At 70.7% G+C, this 18,495-nt stretch carries 15 protein-coding genes and 1 tRNA gene; 11 read left to right on the top strand and 5 right to left on the bottom strand.

The window, feature by feature from the left end:
• Positions 1-34 precede the first annotated feature (34 nt).
• The 3 genes from ACETWP_RS01540 (at position 35) to ACETWP_RS01530 (ending at position 2,791) form a co-directional block, all read left to right on the top strand.
• The gene (locus ACETWP_RS01540) at positions 35-994 is read left to right on the top strand and encodes a metal ABC transporter solute-binding protein, Zn/Mn family (protein ID WP_373970418.1); all 960 of its coding nucleotides are present in this window, start codon (positions 35-37) and stop codon (positions 992-994) included.
• Between the two features lie 124 nt (positions 995-1,118).
• Positions 1,119-1,907 carry a metal ABC transporter ATP-binding protein gene (locus ACETWP_RS01535; RefSeq protein ID WP_373970578.1) on the top strand — a complete coding sequence of 263 codons (789 nt, stop codon included), beginning with the start codon at positions 1,119-1,121 and terminating at the stop codon, positions 1,905-1,907.
• Positions 1,908-1,909: 2 nt separating this feature from the next.
• The gene (locus tag ACETWP_RS01530; RefSeq protein ID WP_373970417.1) at positions 1,910-2,791 is read left to right on the top strand and encodes a metal ABC transporter permease; all 882 of its coding nucleotides are present in this window, start codon (positions 1,910-1,912) and stop codon (positions 2,789-2,791) included.
• On the opposite strand, the gene ACETWP_RS01525 is transcribed toward ACETWP_RS01530, so the two are convergent.
• The gene (locus tag ACETWP_RS01525; protein WP_373970416.1) at positions 2,788-3,210 is read right to left on the bottom strand and encodes a Fur family transcriptional regulator; all 423 of its coding nucleotides are present in this window, start codon (positions 3,208-3,210) and stop codon (positions 2,788-2,790) included. The genes ACETWP_RS01530 and ACETWP_RS01525 overlap by 4 nt on opposite strands.
• A gap of 174 nt (positions 3,211-3,384) precedes the next feature.
• On the opposite strand from ACETWP_RS01525, the gene ACETWP_RS01520 reads away from it, so the two are divergent.
• Entirely contained in the window at positions 3,385-4,047 is a 663-nt protein-coding gene (locus ACETWP_RS01520; protein ID WP_373970415.1) for an MBL fold metallo-hydrolase, read from the top strand.
• 57 nt (positions 4,048-4,104) lie between these two features.
• Here ACETWP_RS01520 and ACETWP_RS01515 read toward each other — a convergent pair whose 3' ends face one another.
• A complete protein-coding gene (locus ACETWP_RS01515; RefSeq protein WP_373970414.1) occupies positions 4,105-5,220 on the bottom strand; it encodes a PLP-dependent cysteine synthase family protein in 1,116 nt (371 codons plus the stop codon).
• Between the two features lie 49 nt (positions 5,221-5,269).
• Between ACETWP_RS01515 and ACETWP_RS01510 the strand changes: the two genes are divergently transcribed.
• The 4 genes from ACETWP_RS01510 to ACETWP_RS01495 all read left to right on the top strand — a co-directional run bounded on the left by ACETWP_RS01510 (position 5,270) and on the right by ACETWP_RS01495 (position 10,313).
• Positions 5,270-6,142, top strand: coding sequence for a sulfurtransferase (locus ACETWP_RS01510; protein WP_373970413.1), 873 nt, complete (start codon positions 5,270-5,272; stop codon positions 6,140-6,142).
• A 379-nt stretch (positions 6,143-6,521) separates the two neighbouring features.
• Positions 6,522-8,675 carry a hypothetical protein gene (locus ACETWP_RS01505; protein ID WP_373970412.1) on the top strand — a complete coding sequence of 718 codons (2,154 nt, stop codon included), beginning with the start codon at positions 6,522-6,524 and terminating at the stop codon, positions 8,673-8,675.
• 46 nt (positions 8,676-8,721) lie between these two features.
• Positions 8,722-9,888, top strand: a complete 1,167-nt coding sequence (locus tag ACETWP_RS01500) for an NAD(P)-dependent alcohol dehydrogenase (RefSeq protein WP_373970411.1) — start codon at positions 8,722-8,724, stop codon at positions 9,886-9,888.
• Positions 9,885-10,313, top strand: a complete 429-nt coding sequence (locus ACETWP_RS01495) for an HIT family protein (RefSeq protein ID WP_373970410.1) — start codon at positions 9,885-9,887, stop codon at positions 10,311-10,313. The genes ACETWP_RS01500 and ACETWP_RS01495 overlap by 4 nt, the downstream gene beginning before the upstream one ends.
• A gap of 76 nt (positions 10,314-10,389) precedes the next feature.
• Here the strand turns inward: ACETWP_RS01495 and hrpA are convergent, their stop codons facing one another.
• Positions 10,390-14,418, bottom strand: a complete 4,029-nt coding sequence (gene hrpA, locus ACETWP_RS01490; protein WP_373970577.1) for an ATP-dependent RNA helicase HrpA — start codon at positions 14,416-14,418, stop codon at positions 10,390-10,392.
• Between the two features lie 332 nt (positions 14,419-14,750).
• Here hrpA and ACETWP_RS01485 point away from each other — a divergent pair, with 332 nt between their 5' ends.
• The 3 genes from ACETWP_RS01485 (at position 14,751) to ACETWP_RS01475 (ending at position 17,522) form a co-directional block, all read left to right on the top strand.
• Positions 14,751-15,746 (top strand): ABC transporter substrate-binding protein, encoded by a 996-nt coding sequence (locus ACETWP_RS01485; protein WP_373970409.1) that lies wholly within the window; start codon positions 14,751-14,753, stop codon positions 15,744-15,746.
• A 79-nt stretch (positions 15,747-15,825) separates the two neighbouring features.
• Positions 15,826-16,728, top strand: a complete 903-nt coding sequence (locus ACETWP_RS01480; protein WP_373970408.1) for an ABC transporter permease — start codon at positions 15,826-15,828, stop codon at positions 16,726-16,728.
• A gap of 2 nt (positions 16,729-16,730) precedes the next feature.
• A complete protein-coding gene (locus ACETWP_RS01475) occupies positions 16,731-17,522 on the top strand; it encodes an ABC transporter ATP-binding protein (protein WP_373970407.1) in 792 nt (263 codons plus the stop codon).
• 222 nt (positions 17,523-17,744) lie between these two features.
• Here the strand turns inward: ACETWP_RS01475 and ACETWP_RS01470 are convergent.
• Together ACETWP_RS01470 and ACETWP_RS01465 are read right to left on the bottom strand one after the other, a co-directional pair.
• Positions 17,745-17,820, bottom strand: a tRNA-Arg gene (locus tag ACETWP_RS01470).
• Positions 17,821-17,945: 125 nt separating this feature from the next.
• Positions 17,946-18,473: a hypothetical protein gene (locus ACETWP_RS01465; RefSeq protein ID WP_373970406.1), complete on the bottom strand. Its 528-nt coding sequence runs from the start codon at positions 18,471-18,473 to the stop codon at positions 17,946-17,948.
• Between the last annotated feature and the right edge of the window lie 22 nt (positions 18,474-18,495).

Below are 18,495 nucleotides of genomic sequence, written 5' to 3'. Positions count from 1 at the left end.
CCGACCCCGGCCGTCCCTGAAAGGTCGCCTCCCCATGCAGCTCCGCCGTCTCCTTCCCGTGGCCCTGGCCTCGTCGCTGGCACTTGCAGGCTGTGCGCCGGGGGAACCCGCCGCGGAGACCGGCGACGGCCGGTTGGCGGTGGTCGCGAGCACAAGCGTCTACGCGGACGTGGTGAGGTCCGTGGGCGGCGACCAGGTGGACGTCTCCGCGATCATCGACAAGACCTCGCAGGATCCGCACTCCTACGAGGCCACCGCGCAGGACAAGCTCCTCCTGTCGAAGGCTGACCTCGTGGTGAGCAACGGCGGAGGCTACGACGGCTTCATGGACGTTTTGGCCCAGGACCTCGACCTGCCCGCCGCATCGCTCGTCACCGCCGTGGACTTTGCCGAGGAGGCGCACGCCGGCGAGGCCGAGGACGCGCATGCCGGCGAGGCCGAGGCCTCCGACGACGGCCACGGACACGGAGACACCAACGAGCACGTGTGGTACGACCTGCACACCGTCGAGGCGCTCGCCGCCGAGGTGTCCGAGCGACTCACCGCGCTGCGCCCCGAGTCTGCAGAACTCTTCACCGCGAACGCCGAGGAGTTCGCCGCCTCGCTGGCCCCGGTCGAGGAGCGGATCGCCACACTGTCCGCGTCCGCCGACGGGCGGACCTTCGCCATGACGGAGCCCGTGCCTTACTACCTTCTGCTGGAGGCGGGGCTCCGTGACGGGACCCCCGAGGGCTTCAGCGAGGCCATCGAGGAGGGTGGGGACGTCTCGCCGCTGCTCCTGAGGCAGATCCAAGACGGGCTGGCGGACGGGGAGTATGCTGTGCTCGCGTACAACGCGCAGACGGCCGGCCCGCAGACCGAGTCCGTGCGGCAAGCCGCCGAACGGGCGGGTGTCCCGGTCGTCGAATTCACCGAGACCCTGCCGGAGGGCGAAGACTTCGTGTCCTGGATGACGTCCAACACCGCGGCCCTGGAGGCAGCACTTGCCAGCTGACCCCCCGTTGCCCGCCGACCTGGCGCGGCGGGCCCCCGGACGCGCCGCCCGGGCCGCCGGCAACGCCGAGCAGCCCGACGCGGCGGCGGCCGCCGACACCGCGCGCCGTGCGGCCGCACCCGCGGTGCGCCTGCGCGGCGCCGGACTGCGGTTCGGCCCGCGCCGGTTGTGGGAGGGGCTGGACCTCGACGTCGCGCCCGGAGAGTTCCTCGCGGTCCTGGGGCCGAACGGATCCGGGAAGACCACCCTGCTCCGGGTGCTTCTGGGCCTGCAGGGGCTCAGCGAGGGCACGGTGGAGGTCGCGGGCCGGCCGGCCACGCGCGGGTCCCGCCTCATCGGCACCATCCCGCAGCAGACGTCTTTCCCCGCCGACACGCCCCTGCGCGGTCGCGACCTGGTGGCACTGGGCATCGACGGGCATCGCTGGGGTCCCCGGATCTTCGGCCGCAAGGCCGTCGACGCGCGGGTCGACCAGCTGCTCGACAAGGTCGGGGCGAGCGACTACGCGGACCGACCGGTGGGGACACTCTCGGGCGGAGAGCAGCAGCGCCTCCGTGCAGCTCAGGCGCTGGCCGACGATCCGCGGCTGCTGCTCTGCGACGAGCCGCTGCTCTCCCTGGACATGCACCACCAGCAGGGCGTCTCCGCGCTCATCCACCGCCAGACCGAGGAGCGGGACGCCGCCGTCGTCTTCGTGACCCACGAGATCAACCCGATCCTGCAGTACGTGGATCGCGTGCTCTACCTCGCGGGCGGCCGCTTCCACATCGGGACGCCGCGCGAGGTCATGACCGGCGAGGTGCTTTCCGAGCTCTACGGCAGCCCGATCGAGGTCTTCAACAGCAACGGCAGGATCGTCGTCGTCGGCATCCCCGACGCCGTGGCGCACCACCACGGAGAGGACAAGGGATAGCCGTGGACTTCAACGAGTTCCTGCGCACCGCCTTCACCTTCGAGAACTACGGCGAGCTGCTGCCGCTGGTCACCAATTCGATCATCGCCGGCGCACTGCTCGGCCTCGTGGGCGGCCTCGTCGGGATCTTCGTCATGATGCGCGACATGGCCTTCGCGGTGCACGGCATCGCGGAGCTGAGTTTCGCCGGGGCGGCCTTCGCGCTGCTGATCGGAGCCAACGTCGTCTTCGGATCGCTGGTCGGGTCGGTGGCGGCGGCGCTGATCCTTGGCCTCCTCGGGGCCTCCGCCAAGGACCGCAACTCAATCATCGGCGTGCTGATGCCCTTCGGGCTGGGCCTCGGGATCCTCTTCCTGGCGCTCTACGAGGGCCGCAGCGCCAACAAGTTCGGCCTGCTCACCGGCCAGATCGTCGCCGTGGACGACGTCCAGCTGGGACTGCTCGCCGTGTGCGCCGTCGTCGTGATGGCCGGCCTGATCGCGATCTGGCGCCCGCTGACGTTCGTGAGCGTCGACCCGACCGTGGCCGCCGCCCGCGGCGTGCCCGCAGGGGCGCTGTCGGTCGGATTCATGCTGCTCCTCGGGCTCGCCGTCGCCCTGTCGATCCAAATCGTCGGCGCCCTGCTCGTGCTCGCGCTGCTCGTGACGCCGGCCGCCGCCGCGGTCCGCGTCAGCTCGCGCCCGGCGCTGACCGTGGCCCTGAGCATCCTCTTCGCCGTCGTCAGCGTCGTGGGCGGGATCATGCTGGCGCTGGCCGGCCGGCTCCCGATCAGCCCCTACGTCACGACGATCTCGTTCCTGATCTACATCGTGTGCCGCGGCATCGCCTGGCGCCGGAGCGCGGTCACCAAGGGCAGCGTCCCGCAGGCCGCGGTCCCCGCCTAGCCCCGGGCCGAGCAGGCCGGGCAGAGCCCGTAGATCTCGACGGTGTGCGTGGGATTCGTGTAGCCGTGCTCCGCGGACACCCGCGCCGCCCAGCTCTCCACGGCGGGCGCCTCGACCTCAACGGTCTTGCCGCACCCGCGGCAGACGAGGTGGTGGTGGTGGTGGTCCGCGCGGCAGCGCCGGTACACGGCCTCGCCCTCGGCGCCGCGCAGCACGTCGACCAGCTCGTCGTCGGCCATGGACTGGAGGATGCGGTACACCGTGGCCAGCGAGACCTTGTCCCCGCGGTCCCGCAGCCCCCGGTGGAGGTCCTGCGCGCTGACGAAGTCGTCGAGCTCGCGGAGCGCCGCGGCGACGGCGAGCCGCTGCTTGGTGACGCGCTGTTCGGTGCCGCGCCTCTCGGCGTCGGGGCTGGACATGCTCTGGGTGCTCCTTGGGGTGTGCGGGCGGTCCGGCGGCCCTCCGGACCGGCAAGAACGGTGCCCTTCAGCGTACCAGCGGCCGCCCGCCGCGTCGTCGGACGGTGCGTCCAGGCTCCGCCGCGTCATCGGGCGGGCCTCCCGCGGCACGATCCACGGCGGTAGGGTGGCGTCATGATGCTCACCAAGTTCGGCCACTCGTGCGTCCGCCTGGAGAAGGACGGGCGTTCGCTCGTGATCGATCCCGGGAACTTCAGCGACGTCGAGGCCGCTCTGGACGGCTGCGACGCCATCCTGGTGACCCACGAGCACGCCGACCACATCGATCCCGACCGCGTCCTGCCGTGGCTCGACGCGGCCGAGGCCGCGGAGCTGCACGCCCCGGATTCCGTGGTCCGGCAGCTCCGGTCCCACGGTGCGGTCGGCGGCGCGGGCCACCGTATCCGCGCGGTGGAGCCCGAGTCCTCCCTCAGCGTCGCCGGCTTCGACATCCGGACCTTCGGCGGTCAACACGCGCTGATCCATCCGCGTGTGCGCATCGTCGACAACGTCGGCTACCTCATCGACGGCAACGTGTACCATCCCGGGGATTCCTTCGTCGTTCCGCACGGGGCAGAGGTCCGGACCCTGCTGGTTCCCCTCCATGCGCCGTGGTCCAAGACCGCCGAGGTCATCGACTTCGTGGTGTCGGTGCGGGCCGGGCGCGCGTTTCCGATCCACGACGCGCTGCTCAACGAGCGGGGGATCTCCGTGGCGGAGAAGCACGTGGGATTCTTCGGTGCGGCCTACGGGACGGACTACCAGCGGTGGGGTTCGGGCGAAACGCGCGAGGTTTAACCCGCCCGGGGCCGGGCGGCCCGGCGGCATCCCGGATGCCCGGGGCGTCGCTCCGGGCTACGCCTCCCAGCGCCCTGTCGCGAGGAGACGCTCGATCACGCCTTCGTAGGGCGCGGTGCGGATGCCCGCGGCGGCCAGCCAGCCGGCGTCGTAGTGGGACGCCGCGTAGCGCTCTCCGCCGTCGCATAGGAGCGTGACGACGCTCCCGCGTCGTCCCTGCGCGACCATCTCGCCCACGAGTTGCCACACCAGCCACAGGTTCGTGCCCGTGGACGGCCCCGCGCGCAGGCCCGCCCACGACGCCAGGTGGCGCATCGCCGCGACCGACGCGCCGTCCGGCACCGTGCGCACGGTGTCGATGACGGACGGAATGAAGCTCGGTTCGGGCCGCGGACGCCCGATGCCTTCGATGCGGCTCGGCGTCCCGACCGCCGCGGCGGGGTTGCCGCCGTCGCGCCAGGCTTCCCATGCCGGCCGGAAGGCGGAGCCCTCCGGGTCGGCGACCGCGAGCCGGCTGTCGAGGCGGTGGTACCTGACGAACCGGCCGATCGTCGCGCTGGTGCCGCCCGTGCCTGCGCCGACGACGATCCACTCCGGCACCGGATGGGGCTCCATGGCCAGCTGGCCGAAGATGGATTCGGCGATGTTGTTGTTGCCCCGCCAGTCCGTGGCGCGTTCGGCGTGCGTGAACTGGTCCATGTAGTGCCCGCCCGTGTCGCGCGCCACGCGCTCGGCCTCGGCGTAGACCGACGACGGGTCCGCCACGAGCAGGCAGCGGCCGCCGAAGCGCTCGATGAGCGCGACCTTCTCCGGGCTCGTGGTCCGGGCCATGACGGCGACGAACGGCAACCCCAGCAGCTTGGCGTAGTACGCCTCGGAGACGGCGGTGCTGCCGCTGGAGGCCTCCACGATGGTGGTTCCCTCCGTGATCCAGCCGTTGACGAGTCCGTACAGGAAGAGCGAACGGGCCAGGCGATGCTTCAAGCTGCCGGTGCGGTGGGTCGATTCGTCCTTGAGGTACAGCTCGACTCCCCAGTGCGGCGGCAACGGCAGCTGGTGGAGGTGGGTGTCGGCGGATCGGGCGTTGTCCGCCTCCACGGCGCGGACGGCCTCGTCGACCCAGGCCCTCCCCGCGGGCCGCGGCGGGGGAGCGGGATGTGTTTCGTTCTCCACGGGCCCACCTTACCGGGGGCGGGTCCGGCGACGGTGCACAATGGTGCGCATGCGGACACTCATCAGCGTGGAGGAACTGCGCGACAGACTTGATGCGGGACGCCGAACGGTCCTCCTCGATGTGCGGTGGGCCCTCGGGGACTCCCACGGACGCGACCGCTACCTGTCCGGCCACCTTCCGGGCGCGGTCTACGTGGATCTCGAGACCGAGCTCGCGGCGCCCGGGTCCACCGCGGGCGGCCGGCATCCGCTGCCGCCGGACCGTGAGTTCGCCGCAGCGGTCCGCCGCTGGGGAATCGACGACGGCGACACGGTCGTCGCCTACGACGCCGTGGGTGCGATGTCGGCGGCCCGGGCCTGGTGGCTCCTGCGCCACGCCGGCGTCGACGGCGCGTGCCTGCTCGACGGGGGACTCGGGGCATGGGTTGCCGCGGGGCTGCCGCTGGAGCCGGGCGATCGGCGGCCGGAGCCCGGAACCGCGGCGGCCGGGTGGGGCGGGATGCCCGTCATCGGCATCGACGAGGCCGCGGCCTGGCCGCGCAGGGGCACGCTGCTGGACGCCCGCGCCGGGGAGCGGTACCGCGGAGAGAGCGAACCCGTGGACCCGCGGGCCGGTCACGTCCCCGGCGCGCTGAGCGCGCCCACCGCGGAAAACCTCGACGCGGAGGGCCGTTTTCTTCCGGCGGAAGAGCTGCGCGCGAGGTTCCGTGCGATGGGCCTCGGGGACGACGCCCGGCACGGGGCGGACCGCGATGCCCCGGGGCGCGGCCCGGTGGCGGTTTACTGCGGATCCGGGGTCACCGCCGCGCACGAGGTCGCCGCGCTCGCGGTCGCCGGGATCGACGCGGCGCTCTTCCCGGGATCCTGGTCCCAGTGGTCCGCAGACCCGGACCGCCCGGCGGCCACGGGACCCCGGCCGTAGCGGGATTCCGGACACCGGCCGTGACATGCGTCACCCGGCGCGCGATCCCTACCGGTCCGCCCGATCTTCCTCTAGGCTGAGCCCGAATCAGAGGGTCACTTGAGGGGCTCCTGCATGCCCGTCGCGCCTTCCGTGCGGCGGGGCGACAAGCTGAACGCAAGGTGCGAGCCGATATGGGGACGATCGTGACCAACGAGATGTGGATGGGGTGGGCCCGCTGGGGGTGGGCCGCCGAAGACGGGCACGACGGCGTCTGCCGGGGGATCCGGCGGTGAGCGGCGGTGACAGGACCCCTGGCTGGCCGTTTGACGCGCCGCCGGGGGAGCCGGCGGCACGGCCGTCGCGCTGGCGCGCCGGCACCAGGCGGACCCTCGGCGGGGTGGCGGTCATCGCCGTGGCCGCGATCGCGGGCACCGCGACGCTGCTGGCCGCGACGGGTCCCGTGCCACCGCCGCCGGCCGAGGTGGTGGTCAACATCGACCGGACCCAGACCGTCGGCCAGTTCGACGGAACCGACGATCTCGGCGCCGGGATCGACGGCCTCGAAAAGGGCGAGATCGACATCGTCTGGACTCCGGAAAACGTGAACCTGATGAAGTCCGCCGGCTTCGGCCCGCTGAGCTTCCGCCTGCGCACGGAGCTGGGCGTCAAGGCGTGGCACTGGAATCCCGAGGGCACCTGGAGCGAGCCGGGCGACCGGCAGGGCTACTGGGTGTCCGACTCCACCTCCAGCGGGGATCCCGGCGTGAGCTACGGCTACGACCTGCCGCGGCGCGGGAACACCATCGACCAGGCGAACAACGACGGCTACTCGCGGCTGACCGACGGGGACGCGTCCTCCTTCTGGAAGTCCAATCCCTACCTCGATCCGCACTTCACGGGCGAGAGCGACGCAGTGGATCCGCAGTGGATGATGTTCGCCTTCCTCGAGGGACCCGTGCCGGTCGACACGCTGCGGCTGTCCTGGGGCGAGCCGTACGCGGAGAAGGTCAAGGTCCAGTACTGGGTCGGCGAGGGCGGCGCGGTGTTCCCCGTCGAAGACGACGGCCGCTGGGTCGATTTCCCGACGTCGTCCTTTTCGGGAACCGGCGGCGAGCAGACGGCCAAGCTGGCGCCGCAGCCGATCGACGTCCAGTACGTGCGGGTGCAGATGACGGACGGCTCGGCCACCGGGCCGTCCGGTTCGCGGGACATCCGCGACCGGCTCGGGTTCGCCGTGCGCGAGGTCTCGCTGGGCAGCACGGCCGGCGGGGTCTTCGAGGACCAGGTGGTGCACGCGGCCTCCAAGCGGCAGACGGTCATGTACACGTCCTCGACCGACCCGTGGCACCGCGCCCGGGACATCGACCGCGACTACGAGCACGCCAGCCTGGACCGCATCTTCGCGAGCGGGCTCACGTCCGGGAAGCCGCTGCTTGCCGCGGTCCCGGTGCTCTACGGGGTGCCGGAGGACGCGGCGGCCCTGCTGCGGTACGTCCGCAGCCGGGACTTCCCGGTGGAGCAGATCGAGATGGGGGAGGAACCGGACGGCCAACTGACCGAACCCGAGCACTACGCCGCGCTCTACCAGCAGGTCGCCGACGCCCTGACCGACGTGGACCCGGACATCGAGCTGGGCGGCCCCGGCTATCAGACAACGCTCCCCGACTGGATCCACTGGCCGGACGAGGACGGCGTCAAGTCGTGGACGGGCCGGTTCGTGTCCCACCTGCGGGAGCGGGACGGCCTGGAGGACTTCGACTTCTTCTCGTTCGAGTGGTACCCCTTCGACGACGTCTGCGCCGACACCACCGAACCGCTGCAGCGGAACCCGCAGCTGCTGGAGGACATCCTGAAGCTGCAGGAGGAGGCCGGCCTGCCGGAGGACATCCCGAAGGTCATCACCGAGCTGGGGTATTCGGCGTTCGCCGGACAACCGGAGGTCGAGATGGCGGGGGCCATCTTCAACGCGGAGACCATGGCGAAGTTCTTCGAGGTCGGCGGCGACACCACGTATTTCTACGGGCTCGAACCCAACTGGGTGTTCCAGGAGGACGAGGGGAAACCCTGCGACACCTGGGGCAACCTCATGCTTTTCCAGTACTTCAACGGCTGGGAAACGCGCCCCATCGCCGCGTTCCACAGCGCCAGACTGGTGAACAGCGTGTGGATGAAGCCCGGTGGCGAGCGCCACGAGGTCCTCGCCACGACGGCGACCACCGCGGACGGCACGGTCGACCCGGCGGTGACCGCCTACGGGCTGAGGCGTCCGGATGCCCGCCTGTCCGTCTTGCTGTTCAACAAGGACCCGAAGACCACGACGTCGGTGCGCCTGGACAGCAGCGACGGCGGCGTTCCCGAGGTCATGTCCGGCATGATGAACGTGGCGCAGTACTCGGGCGACCAGTACGTCTGGGACCCGAAGGACGGCCCGGACGCCCACGGCAGGCCCGCGAAGAACATTCCGCCGCTCCGGGAGACGCGGAACGCGGAGGAGGGCGCCGTGCTCGACCTGCCGCCCAACTCCATCACGGTCGTGACCATGGCGGAGTAGCGGCACCTGGTGGCATGGTGCCCGGACGGGGCGGTAAGTTCGAACCATGACCGGACGCCCCGTTCCCCCCACGCCCACCGCACTGGCCCGCCTGCGGGACGCCCCGGCGGGGCGGCATTCCGCCGTCGCCCGGGGTGTTGCCGAGCCCGGCGGGCCGCTGGTGCCGCTCGAGGTGCCGCGGCGCGCGGCGCTGCCGGACGACGTCGTCATCGACATCGACTACTGCGGGCTTTGCCACTCCGACGTCCACGCCGCGCGCGGCGAGTGGGGGCAGCGGCAGCTGCCGCTGGTCCCCGGACACGAGATCGTCGGCCGGGTCGCCGCCGTCGGACACGGCGTGCGCGACTTCCGCGTGGGGGACCGGATCGGCGTCGGCTGCCTCGTGGACTCGTGCCGCGACTGCGATGCCTGCCGCGGCGGCGAGCAGCAGTTCTGCGCGAACGGCGCCGTGGGGACCTACGGCGCAACCGATCGGCGCACGGGCGAATACACCCAGGGGGGCTACTCCTCCACGATCGTGGTCAACCGGGGCTACGTGCTGCGGGTGCCCGAGTCCCTGGATCCGGCGGCGGCGGCGCCGCTGCTCTGCGCGGGGATCACGACGTACTCACCGCTCCGCCATTTTGGGGTTGCACCCGGGGACGCCGTCGGCGTCGTCGGGCTGGGGGGCCTCGGGCACATGGCCGTGAAGATCGCGAAGGCCATGGGCGCGACCGTCACGGTCTTCACCACCAGCGAGGGCAAGCGCGGGGCGGCGCGCGGGCTGGGGGCGGACCGCGTGGTCGTCTCGCGCGACGAGGCGGCGATGGGGGAGGTGGCCGAAAGCCTGCACCTGATCCTCGACACCGTCGCCGCTCCCCACGAGCTCGGACCGTACTTCTCGGCGTTGCGCAGGGACGGCACGCTGGTGCAGCTCGGCCTGCCCGCCGAACCGATGCCGCCGGTCGATCCGCGGCTGCTGCTCCGCCGCCGGATCCGGTACACCGGTTCGATCATCGGCGGCATCCCCGAGACGCAGGAGATGCTGGATTTCTGCGCCGAGCACGGAGTGGTTTCCGACGTCGAAATCGTCGACGCCGACAGCCTCAACGAGGCCTGGGACCGCATGGTCGCCGGCGACGTGAAGTACCGGTTCGTCCTGGACAACGCCACGCTGCGCGCGTCCGGGCCGGGCGAACCCACCCTTGCAAACACACCGGAGGACCAGTCATGAGCACACTCTTCACGAAAATCATCGACGGCGAGCTGCCGGGGCGCTTCGTCTGGCAGGACGCGGAGGTGGTGGCATTCCTCTCCATCGGGCCGCTGACGGACGGACACACCCTGGTGGTGCCGCGCCAGGAGATCGACCGTTGGACCGAGGCCGAGCCGGCCCTGCTGGCCCGCCTGACCGAGGTCGCGCGCGTCATCGGCGACGCGCAGCGGCGTGCCTTCGGCGCGGAACGCGCCGGGCTGATGGTTGCCGGTTTCGAGGTGCCGCACCTGCATCTGCACGTCTGGCCGACGAACTCCCTCGCGGACTTCGACCTTTCCCAGGCCGAGTCGGATCCCGACCCCTCGCGGCTGGACCGGAACGCGGACCTGCTGCGGGCGGCGCTGCGGGAGGATGGCTTCGGGGGGAACGTCCCCTCCGCCTAGGTGCCCCACGCCTCTCCCGTGTCGGTCGGCGCCGAACCGTGGGCCGTTGGGGTGTGCCGGTTCCGGGCCGTGGCCCCTACGCGGCCGCCTGCCGCAGCGCCGTGCGGATGCGCTTTTCGGAGACCGAGTACGCGGTGCCCAGCTCCTGCGCGAACATGCTGATGCGCAGCTCCTCCAGCATCCACTTGATGCCCGCGAGCGCGGCGGGCGTCCGGGTGCCGGGCACCAGCGCGTCCAGCGCCGCGTCGTACTCGTCCTCGAGGGCCTGCACGGCGAGCATGGCGACATGGTCGCGGGCGACGTTTCCCGTCTCGAGTTTGTCCAGCCGCTTCTCGATTCCGCCCAGGTAGCGGGGAAGTTGGGCCAGCTGGGCATAGCCGGTCCGCGCCACGAATCCCGGGAACACCAGCTGATCCAGCTGGGTGCGGATGTCGCTCAAGGCGTTCATGAGCGCCAGGCTCGAGGCCGACTTGATGCGCCGTTCGATGCGGCGGGCCGCGGACAGGACCTTCTCCACGATGGCCGTCACGGTGAAGACCGTGTCGATGAGTTCCGCGCGCACCGATTCGTAGAGGGCATCGAACGCTCCGCGGGTGAACGGCAAGTCGGCGGGCACCAGCTTGTCGACGGCCGCCATGGTGCAGTCCTCGATCAGCGACGCCACCGAACCGTGGGGGTTCTGCGTGAAGACGAGCTTCTCCTGGTTGTTCAGGTGGTCGAGCACGTACCTCGCGGGGGAGGGGACCTTCAGGAGCAGGAGGCGCACGACGCCGGACCGGTGCGCCGCGAGTTGCTCGGCCTCGTCGCGGAAAACCGTGAGGGCGGCGGAGGTTCCGCGATCGACCAGCGCCGGGTAGGCGGTGACACGCTGTCCGTGGATGTCCGTCACGACCTGGCGCTCGATCGTGCCGGACCGTCCGAGGTCGGGCGTCCAGTCGGTCAGGCCGTCGCGTTCCCACGGGCTCGACGGCGCTGCGGCACCGCGGGCCGCGGAGGCTCCGCCGCGGTCGCGGTCCGCGGTCTTCGTGGAACCCGGGGAACCCCCCGCAGGTCCCGAGGTGCTGCCGGCCGCGCCCTTCTGGGAGGCGGCACGGGAGGCCATCGCGGGGCCGGCCGCGACCAGGGCCGCGCCGCCGGCGCCCAGCGAGGCGGCGAGGGCCCGGCGGTTTTCCGCGGCGAGCGTCTGCTGCAGGAGCGCGAGGTCCTTGGACTCGTCGAGGATGCGGGCCGTTGAGTCCACGACCTGAAAGGACATCAGCAGGTGGGCGGGGACGGCGGACCAGTTCCACGACCCGGGCGGAACCACGTGTCCCTTCAGGCGGCGCAACACGAGTTCGAGGGAGGCCTCGAGCTGGTCGGTGGAGGGGTCGAAGTCGCGCTGGAGCGCCTCGGCCGCCTGCCGGGCCACATCGGGGGCGGGAACGAAGTTCTTGCGCACCTGCTTGGGCAGGGACTTGATGAGTGCGGTGACCAGTTCCGTGCGCGAGCCGGGGATCTGCCACTTGAAACGGTCGGGGTCCAGCTGGTTGAGGAAGAGGATCGGAACCCTGACCGTCACGCCATCGGACTCCCCGGGTGCCGCGCCGGGGTTGAACTCGTAGGACAGGTCCAGATCGAGCGTGCCGTGTCGCCACGCGCGCGGGTAGGCGGACTCGTCGAGCTGCTCCGCGCCTTCCTGCAGGAGGGCGTCGGGGTCGAAGTCCAGCAGGGCGGCGTCCGTCTGGCGCGCCTGCTTCCACCAGCGATCGAAGTGGCGCTCGGAGACGACATCCGCGCCGACCCGCGCGTCGTAGAAGTCGAAGAGGTCCTCGTCGGAGGCCCGCAGGTCACGCCGCCGCATGCGGGTCTCCAGCTCCTCGATGTCCGCGAGCAGGGAGCGGTTGCGGTGGAAGAACTTGTGGTGCGTCTTCCAGTCGCCTTCGACAAGCGCGTGGCGGATGAAGAGTTCGCGGCTCAATTCCGGATCCACGCGTCCGTACTGGATGCGGCGGCGGGGAACCACCGGCACCCCGTACAGGGTGATCTTCTCGTACCCCATCACGGACCCCATGCGCCGGGACCAGTGCGGCTCCGAGTAGGTTCTTTTCAGCAGGTGGCCGCCCACCTCCTCGACCCACAGGGGGTCGAACGAAGCCGCGGTCCTGGCCCAGAGTCGGCTCGTCTCCACCAGCTCGGCCGCCATGACCCACTCGGGGGACTTCTTGAACAGGGCGGACCCCGGGAACACCGCGAACCGGGTTCCGCGGGCGCCGGCGTACTCGCGCTTGCGTTCGTCGTAGGCCCCGATGTGGCTCAGCAGCCCGGCCAGCAGGCTCGTGTGGATCTCCCGCTCCAGCCCGGCCGGGTCGACCGGACCGGATGTCAGGGTCACGCCCAGCGGCTTGGCCAGCTGGCGGAGCTGCGCGAACAGGTCCTGCCACTCGCGCACCCGCAAGTAGTTGATGAACTCGTTGCGGCACAGGCGGCGGAACGCGGACGAGGAGAGCTCCTTCTGCTGCTCCTGCAGATGGCGCCAGAGGTTCAGGTAGCCCGAGAAGTCGGACTTCCCGTCCACGAACCGCCGGTGCAGCTCGTTGGCCCGCTCGCGTTTGCCGGTCTCCAGCGAAGGACGCTCGCGCGGATCCTGGATGGTGAGCGCCGCGGCCAGGATCATCACTTCCTTCGCGCATCCGCGCCGTCCGGCCTCGACGATCATGCGGCCCAGGCGGACATCGACGGGGAGCTGCGCCAACTGGCGGCCGATCGGCGTGATCCCCGCGTCGCGCCCCTCGCCCACGGCCCCGAGCTCGCGCAGGAGCATGACGCCGTCGTTCACGGCCTTGGAGTCCGGCGGTTCGACGAACGGGAAGTCGGCGACGTCCTTCGGTGCGCGCACGACCCCCATGGCCGCCATCTGGAGGATGACCGCGGCGAGATTCGTGCGGAGGATCTCGGGATCGGTGAACTCGGGCCGCGACTCGTAGTCCTCCTGCGAGTAGAGCCGGATGGCGATTCCGTCGCTGACCCGGCCGCAGCGGCCGGAGCGCTGGTTGGCGCTGGCGCGGGACACCCGCTCGATGGGGAGCCGCTGGACCTTGGTCCGGTGCGAGTAGCGCGAGATGCGCGCGGTGCCGGTGTCGATGACGTACTTGATGCCCGGGACCGTCAGGGACGTCTCGGCCACGTTCGTCGCGAGCACGATGCGGCGCTTGCTGCCCGGGTGGAAGACGGCGTGTTGCTCCGCGAGGCTCAGCCGGGCGAACAGGGGAAGGATCTCCGTCCCCGCCAGGCGCTTGTTCGTCTGGACCCGGGCCCGCAGCGCCTCCGCGGCGTCGCGGATCTCCCGTTCGCCGGAGAAGAAGACCAGGATGTCGCCCGGTGCCTCCAGCCCGAGCTCGTCGACGGCGTCGCACACCGCGTCCAGCGGATCCCGGTCCTCTTCCGCGGCATGCTCGGGATCCAGCTCGTCGGGATCGCGCCCCTCCGCCGGGTTCAACGGACGGTAGCGGACCTCCACGGGAAAGGTCCTGCCCGAAACCTCGATGATCGGGGCGGGCACGACGACGGGAGCGCCGTCCTCGACGCGTCCCGTGTCCCGGCCGAAGTGCTGGGCGAAGCGCTGGGGATCGATCGTCGCCGACGTGATGACGATCTTCAGGTCCGGGCGGCGGGGGAGGATGCGGCGCAGGTAGCCGAGCAGGAAGTCGATGTTCAGGCTGCGCTCATGCGCCTCGTCGATGATGATGGCGTTGTAGCGCTTCAGGAGCTTGTCGTGCTGGATTTCCGCCAGCAGGATGCCGTCCGTCATCACCTTCACCCGCGTCTGGCGCGAGACCTCGCCGGTGAAGCGGACCTGGAAGCCGATCTCCTGGCCGATCTCGCTTCCGACCTCTTCCGCGATGCGTTCGGCGACGGTGCGGGCGGCGAGGCGGCGCGGTTGCGTGTGGCCGATCATCCCCCCGTCGCCCAGGCCCAGTTCGAGCAACATCTTGGGCAGCTGCGTGGTCTTGCCCGAGCCGGTCTCGCCGGCGACGACGACCACCTGGTGCTCGCGGATGGCCGCCATGATGTCGTCGCGGCGCGCGCTGACCGGAAGGGCCTCGGGGTAGGTGATCGTCACAGCCATGGTGGTCACCAGTCTAGTGCCGCGCGCGCACCGCCCCGCGCGGGGAAGGGAAGGCGCGGCGCCGAGGACGTCGTTGTACGAACTGTGCCGATTGTGCCCCGCGACACATCAATCGTCTCCGATGGGCGACGTAGCCCTACAAGGCGTCCATGTGAGACGCAACGCGGTAGACATTGTGAGTTGGTTCACAGGTACTATCGATAGGCCGGTGCGTCAGAGAACCCGTCAAACCGACCGCCTCATCCACCCGCACCGGACCACGGGTCCGAGGGACGCGCATCAACGACGACCGCGCCCGGCCGTTGACCCGCATGTTGTGAAAGGAACCATCCATGAAACTCCTCCAGTCGGCCAAGGTGGCCGCGGGCCTGATGGCCACCGCACTCCTCGCCACCGCCTGCGGCGGTGGCGCCGAAACCGGCGACGCCGGATCGGCCGAGGACGCCGTCAGGATCGGCATCACGCAGATCGTGGCCCACCCCTCCCTCGACGCTTCGGCCAAGGGTTTCAAGCAGGCCCTCGCCGACGCCGGCTACACGGGAGACAAGGTCTCCTTCGACGAGCAGAACGCGCAGGGCGACCAGGGCACCGCGACGTCCATCGCCGGCAAGTTCGCCAGCGACGACCTCGATCTGGTGCTCGCGATCGCCACCCCGACGGCGCAGGCCGCCGCGCAGGCCATCGCCGACGTCCCCGTGTTGTTCACCGCCGTCACCGATCCCGTGTCCGCCTCCCTCGTGGACAGCCTCGAGGCCCCCGGCGGCAACGTGACCGGCACCTCGGACCGCAACCCGGTCGAACAGCAGCTCGCGCTGATCAAGGAACTGGACCCGGACGCCAAGTCCGTCGGCATCGTCTACTCCTCGGGCGAGGTCAACTCGACCGTGCAGGTCGAGTGGGCCAAGGAAGCCGCGGCCGGACTCGGCCTGGAGATCAAGGAGGCCGCGATCAGCACCTCCGGCGAGGTCCAGCAGGCCGCGCAGTCGCTCGACGTCGACGCGTTCTACGTCCCGACCGACAACAACGTGGTTTCGGCCCTCGAATCCATGATCCAGGTCGCCGAGACGAACAAGATCATGATGATCTCGGCCGAGGGCGACTCGGTCGACCGCGGCGCGGTGGCGACCTACGGCATCAACTACGAAAAGCTCGGCTACCAGACCGGCGAGATGGCCGTGAAGATCCTCAAGGGCGAGGCGACGCCGGAGAACATGCCGGTCGAGACGCTCACCGAGCTGGAGCTCTACGTCAACCCGGCCGCCGCCGAGCGCATGGGCGTGACCCTGCCGGCCGGCTTCACCGACAAGGCAGACCACGTCTCCGAGTAGCCAACATCCCCGTTGGTCCGGCGGAGCCCGAGAGGGCCACCGCCGGACCGGCAACTGAGAGAAACCAAGGTCCCACCCTATGACTACCGCGGTTGAGCTCGGGCTGATCTACGCGATCATGGCCCTGGGGGTCTACTTGACCTTCCGCATCCTCGACTTCCCCGACCTCACGGTCGACGGAAGCTTCACCACCGGCGCCGGCATCGCGGCGGTCGGCATCATCAACGGCATGCCGCCGCTCCTGGCGACCCTCATCGCCTTCCTCGGCGGAATGGCCGCCGGTGTCGTCACCGGACTGTTGCACACCAAGGGAAAGATCAACGGGCTGCTTGCCGGCATCCTGACCATGATCGCCCTGTACTCCATCAACCTGCGCATCATGGGCAAGGCCAACCTGCCCCTGTTGCGCGAGGAGACCCTCATGAGTCCGCTGCGCGACGCCGGCCTCATGGGTGGCGCCGTCAGCATCCTGGCGTTCTTCGTCCTGGCCATGGTGGTCAAGGTGCTCCTCGACTGGTTCCTGCACACGGACGTCGGCCTGGCCATGCAGGCCACGGGCGACAACGAGGAAATGATCCGCAGTTTCGGCGTCAGCACGGACAACCAGAAGATCCTCGGCCTGTCGTTGTCCAACGGGCTCGTCGCCGCCTGCGGGGCGCTCATCGCGCAGTACCAGGGCTTCGCCGACATCGGCATGGGCATCGGCATCATCCTGGCCGGTCTCGCCTCGGTGATCATCGGCCAGGCCATCTTCGGGGCGCGCCTCGTGATCATCGCGACCTTCGCGGTGGTTTTGGGATCGGTCCTGTACCGCGTCGTCATCCAGTTGGCGCTGGAGGCGGGCCTGCAGCCGAACGACATGAAGCTGGTCTCGGCCGTCCTCGTGGTGCTTGCGCTGATCCTGCCCCGCTGGAGCGGATTCCGGAAGCTGGGCGCCCGCATGGGAACGGCCAAGCCGGAAAAGAAGGGGGCGATGGTCTAGCCATGCTGGATATCACCAATGTCAACAAGACGTTCTTCCCGGGAACGGTCAACGAACGCAAGGCGCTGCGCGGCATCGACCTGCACCTGGCCGCCGGGGAGTTCGTGACCGTGATCGGCTCCAACGGGGCCGGCAAGTCGACCATCCTGAACATCACGTCGGGCAAGATGCGCCCCGACACGGGCACCGTCTCCATCGACGGCAAGGACGTCACCAAGATGCCGGACCACCGGCGGGCGCAGTTCATCGGCAGGGTCTTCCAGGACCCGATGGCCGGCAGCGCGCCGACGATGACGATCGAGCAGAACATGTCGATGGCCCTGGAGCGCGGCCAGCGTCGGGGTCTGGCCCTGGGCGTGACGAAGGCCAAGCGCGAGCGCTTCCGCGAGGAGCTCAAGTCCCTGGAACTCGGTCTCGAGGATCGGCTGAAGGCGAAGGTCGGGCTCCTGTCCGGCGGACAGCGCCAGGCGCTGTCGCTGTTGATGGCCACCTTCAGCGGACCGAAGATCCTGCTTCTGGACGAGCACACGGCGGCGCTGGACCCGCAGCGTGCGGCGCTGGTGTCCCGGCTGACCGCGGAGACCGTCGACCGCTTCAGGCTCACCACCCTGATGGTCACGCACAACATGGAACAGGCGTTGCGCCTCGGCACGCGGCTGATCATGATGCACGACGGCAGGATCATCCTGGACCTGAACCAGGAACAGAAGTCGAAGATGACCGTCCACGGCCTTCTCCAGGAGTTCGAGAAGATCAAGGGCGCCCAGCTCGACGATCGGACGATGCTCCAGTAGCGGCCCGTTCCCGGCGCGTCCGGGTGGAGCCTGCGGTGTCCGCGGTCGGTATTCCGGCCGCGGACACCGGTGCTTCACCGGGTTGCGCCGCGCCGTGCGGGGTGTTGGCGGGTCGTCGCACGGTGGCCGGGACTCGTGGCCGCGGCACGCGGCGCGGCGCCCCACGCCGGAACCCTTCCCGAAACGCCAGAAGACCCCGCCGCGGCGGGGTCTTCTGTCTGTTGGTGCCCTCGAAAGGATTCGAACCTTCGACCTTCCGCTCCGGAGGCGGACGCTCTATCCCCTGAGCTACGAGGGCGTGCCGCGAACCTGTCGCGGCGGGGAACGTATGAGAGCTTAGCAGGACTCGCGGACCTGTCGGTAACCGGGCGCGCCGACGCCCGTCGCGGGCGCCGGGGCCGGCGTGCGCCCCCGGCGCCGGGCTCACTCGGGGTTCCCCGCCCGGCGCGCGATCCGCACCGCGGCGTAGGCGGCGCCGCAGAGTACGCAGGCCGCGGCCATCCCGGCCACCGTCCCGAGGATGGGGCCGGAACCGGCCGGCAGCAGGCGCGCGCCGAGGGCCAGCGCGGCGAGGGCCTGCGCGCCGGCCTGGACGGGCAGCGCGGCCCGCGCCAGCGCCGCGAGCGCGCCGCCCGTCACGACGGCGGCCGACGGCGCCAGGGCCCGGACCCCGAGGAGGACGTAGACCACGTGCAGCCCGAGGACATACGGCGGCAGGGTCCAGGCGGCGACGGCGGACACGCTGGCGTACGCGGCCAGCATCAGGAGCAGCGGCGGCACCAGCGTGGCGTGGTTCGGCTTCCACACCGCCAGGGCCAGCACGGCCGCCGTCACGCCGAGGGAGACGGGCAGGCCGTCCGTCCCGAAGCGCGCCGCGTTCACGGCGGCGCCCGCGACGCATCCCGCGGCGGCGATGGCCGCGGCGGCCAGCCCCAGGACCAGCGACGGCACCGTGGGACGCCCCTCGACGCGG

This window comes from Arthrobacter halodurans (genome assembly GCF_041877255.1).
GTDB lineage: Bacteria > Actinomycetota > Actinomycetes > Actinomycetales > Micrococcaceae > Arthrobacter_N > Arthrobacter_N halodurans.
This window is presented reverse-complemented; position numbering and strand designations above follow the sequence as displayed.

Bases quoted from the DNA above. Each gene is read 5' to 3' on its own strand.
- ACETWP_RS01485 (WP_373970409.1), top strand. From the start codon at position 14,751: ATGAAACTCCTCCAGTCGGCCAAGGTGGCCGCGGGCCTGATGGCCACC.
- ACETWP_RS01475 (WP_373970407.1), top strand. From the start codon at position 16,731: ATGCTGGATATCACCAATGTCAACAAGACGTTCTTCCCGGGAACGGTC.
- hrpA (WP_373970577.1), bottom strand. From the start codon at position 14,418: ATGGCTGTGACGATCACCTACCCCGAGGCCCTTCCGGTCAGCGCGCGC.
- ACETWP_RS01480 (WP_373970408.1), top strand. From the start codon at position 15,826: ATGACTACCGCGGTTGAGCTCGGGCTGATCTACGCGATCATGGCCCTG.
- ACETWP_RS01525 (WP_373970416.1), bottom strand. From the start codon at position 3,210: ATGTCCAGCCCCGACGCCGAGAGGCGCGGCACCGAACAGCGCGTCACC.
- ACETWP_RS01495 (WP_373970410.1), top strand. From the start codon at position 9,885: ATGAGCACACTCTTCACGAAAATCATCGACGGCGAGCTGCCGGGGCGC.
- ACETWP_RS01510 (WP_373970413.1), top strand. From the start codon at position 5,270: ATGCGGACACTCATCAGCGTGGAGGAACTGCGCGACAGACTTGATGCG.
- ACETWP_RS01520 (WP_373970415.1), top strand. From the start codon at position 3,385: ATGATGCTCACCAAGTTCGGCCACTCGTGCGTCCGCCTGGAGAAGGAC.
- ACETWP_RS01500 (WP_373970411.1), top strand. From the start codon at position 8,722: ATGACCGGACGCCCCGTTCCCCCCACGCCCACCGCACTGGCCCGCCTG.
- ACETWP_RS01540 (WP_373970418.1), top strand. From the start codon at position 35: ATGCAGCTCCGCCGTCTCCTTCCCGTGGCCCTGGCCTCGTCGCTGGCA.